Origin of the sequence: Hyalangium sp. (assembly GCF_035629615.1) — a bacterium.
Classification (GTDB): Bacteria; Myxococcota; Myxococcia; order Myxococcales; family Myxococcaceae; genus Hyalangium.
Map to the genome: position 1 here is coordinate 1 of NZ_DASPHO010000280.1, position 3,067 is coordinate 3,067.

General features: G+C 70.2%; 1 protein-coding gene. It reads right to left on the reverse strand.

Annotation, left to right across the window (positions count from 1 at the left end):
• Positions 1–199 precede the first annotated feature (199 nt).
• A partial coding sequence (locus VD972_RS14115) for a protein kinase domain-containing protein (RefSeq protein WP_324986746.1) occupies positions 200–3,067 on the reverse strand: 2,868 nt, incomplete at its 5' end.

Sequence of the window (3,067 nt, forward strand, 5' to 3'; positions counted from 1 at the left end):
CCACGACGCAGACGGGTGGCAGCACGGGCACTGGCAGCACCTCCGATGCAGGTGGCGGCACGAGCAAGGGCGATGATGTGCCCGTCACGCCGGGCTAGTCGGCTCGACGCCGGGAGCTGGCGGGGGGGCCAGCCCGGTCACACGTAAAGGTTTGCTGTACTGCAGCGGGAGAAGTCTTCCCTGGCTCGCATCCGTGAAGCTACTGCCCACCAGTGGGGGCCTCTGGGGCCCCCCGGACCATCATCAACTTGGCACGTAGCCGCAGAGCTTCCGGATGCTCGGGACAGGATTCGAGCACCTCTTCCGTCAAGGCGAGGCCGCGTTCCAGCTGGGGGGCTGGGACGCGGCCCGCATCCTTTTTCCAGAGCGCCCACACGTGGTGCAGCGAGGCAAAAGCCAGCTGCGTGTCGGCCAGGCCCGGCTCCAGCGCGAGAGACTGCTCGAAGACGCGCGCCGCCTCTGCGAAGTCCTCTTCTCGCGCCTGCCCGCGTCGCGCCTTCCAGCGCAGCAGGACCGTGTGCGCCTCTCCCAGGTAGCTCCAGGCTTCGGCGTCTCGCGGATTGTGGGCGAGCGCCTCGCGCAGCTCTTTCTCGGAGCGCTGCAGGGTCGCGCTCGGATCCCGCCCTCGCGTCAGCTCGGACTCCGCGAGCGTCTGGAGCACCTTGCCCAGGTTGGTCCGGGGCAGGGAATACTCCGGGTCCTGCTGGAGCGCCTTCTCGAAGGAGGCCACGGCCGCGCGCACGCTGGGGGTGGGCTCTTCTCCTCGGGCCTCCCGGTACAGAGCGCGCATGGCGTGGACCAGGCCCAGGTCATTGTAGGTACGAACCTTGGGGGCCAGGAGGAGGGCCTGCTCGGAGGCGGTCTGGGCCTCGTCGAGCAGTGGGAAGGGATCTCCTCCGCGCATCCAGGCCTGGCGCGCCTGGCCGAGCAGTGTCTTGGCGACCCCATTCTGGAGCTGCTGGCTGTTCGAGTTGATGGCGAGCCCTTGCCGGTAGAGCTCCAGCGCCTTGGCCAGCAGGGAGGGCGCGTCGTCAGAGCACTTGCGCCGCTCGGCCCGCACCACGTTGACCTCTCCACCGTAGTAGTACGGCACCCAGTGCTTGGGGTTGAGCTCCAGCCCCCGGCGATTGGCCTCCCAGGCCTGCTTGAGATCGTCCTCCTGGCCCCCCGGCTCCAGGGCGCGCTTGAAGTAGGCCCGTCCGAGGCTGATCCATGCGTCCGGGATGCGGGCATCGAGCCGCGTGGCCTCGCGCAGGGCCTCAATGGCCTGGTTGCGGTGTGCCTGCGAGCGGGTGCCGACGTCTTCCTCGTAGGTGGCCCACTGGGAGTGGATCAACCCGAGGATGGTGTGGAACTCGTAGTCCCGGTCCTTGGGGGCAATGGCCTGCAGGGCCTGGTCGGCCTCGCGGAGCGACGCGAATGGATCCTCGTGGCGGTTCTTCCTGCAGCGCGCCTGCTGGAAGAAGATGCGCCCCAGCTCCAGGTGCACCTCCCAGGCAGGGTGCCCGCGCTGGAGGGCCGAGCGTGCCGCGCTCAGGGCCACATCGACAGAGGCCTGGGCGTCCACCCAGCGGTTGTTCTGGTTGTCCGCGAGCCGCCGATGGAAGCGCGCCTTCAGCATCAGGGCGGCCGCCTCATCCGGTGAGGCCTGGAGCGCGCGCCCCGCCGCCTCCATTCCCCGCTGGAAGGCAGGGAGCACGTCGCCCTGGCTGTAGACCTCCATGATCATCGCGGTGTACTCGAGCTTGGCCAGCGCCTGGTGGACGGCGGGCACGCTCCTGCCAATGGCAGCGGCGGCGGCGTAGGCGCGGCGGCCCGCCTCGAAGTCGGCCCGCGCGCCCTCGAGGTCTCCCTGGTTCCAGCGCCGGGCGGCTCGGGCCTGGAGGATGTCTCCGCGCAGCTGGGGAGCCTCGTAGAACCAGGGCAGGCGGTTGCTCATGGCGTCCAGCCGTGTCAGCGCCTCGTCGAAGTGGTCCTCATAGAAGGCGATGAGGGCGGCCACGTACTCGGAGGAGTGCACCTCCGCGCCCTGGCTCCGGCGCAGCCAGTCCAGGGCCGGGTCTCGGTAGAGGGTCTGGATGTCGCGCCGGCGCTCCTCGATGCTGCGCAGCCGCTCGGCCTCCAGGAGCTGATCCTGGTACAGGCGGCCGAGCACCAGGGCGAGTGAGTAGGCCACGCGCGGATCCGTGAAGCCGCTCTGCCAGGCCATCTCCAGGTGAGTGCGCGCCGAGGACTCGTCGCCGAGCGCCAGGTAGCCGCGGGCCAGCGCATAGTGGCCTGGGCCCACCGCCAGCGCACCCGCCTCGCGGATCTGCACCTCCAGCTCGGCCATCCTGTCGCGGATCTTCTCGCGGTCCTCACGCGTGTCGTGCAGGGGCGAGAGCCCCGAGTAGCGGGCCAGCGCCTCGATGTGCTCCACCTTCTCGGTGAAGCTGCGGGCGAGCTGCTCGCGGCGGGTGGCCTGCGAGTGCGTATAGAGCGCCCAGCCCAGGGCGAGCGTGACGGCCAGCAGCGCCACGGCGGCCACGCTCACCACGAGCCGGTGCTTGAGGGCCTTCTTGCGCAGCCGGTACCACAGGCCGGTGGAGCGGGCCTGGACGGGCTCACCCGCGAGGAACCGGTCCAGGTCCTCGATGAGCGCGCGCGCCGAGTCGTAGCGCGCGGACCGGTCCTTCTCCAGGCACTTGAGGACGATGGCCTCCAGGTCCGTGGGGACGTTCGGATCCAGGGCTCGCGGCGGCGTGGGCTCCACGGTGGCGATGTTGTTGAGCACCTCCAGCCCGTTGGCGCCGGGGATGACCTGGTGGCCGGTGAGCAGGAAGTAGAGCGTGGCGCCCAGGCTGTAGACATCCGCGCGGCGATCCAGGCCCTCCAGCTCGCCGCGGGCCTGCTCGGGGGCCATGTAGTGCGGCGTGCCGACGGCGGAGCCCGAGGTGGTGGTGCCCTTCTCGCTCCAGTCATAGGCCAGACCGAAGTCCATGACGAAGGGCTTGAGGCGGCCGTCGTCCGTGCGCTCCACCAGGATGTTGGAGGGCTTGAGGTCGCGGTGGATCAGCCCGGCGCGGTG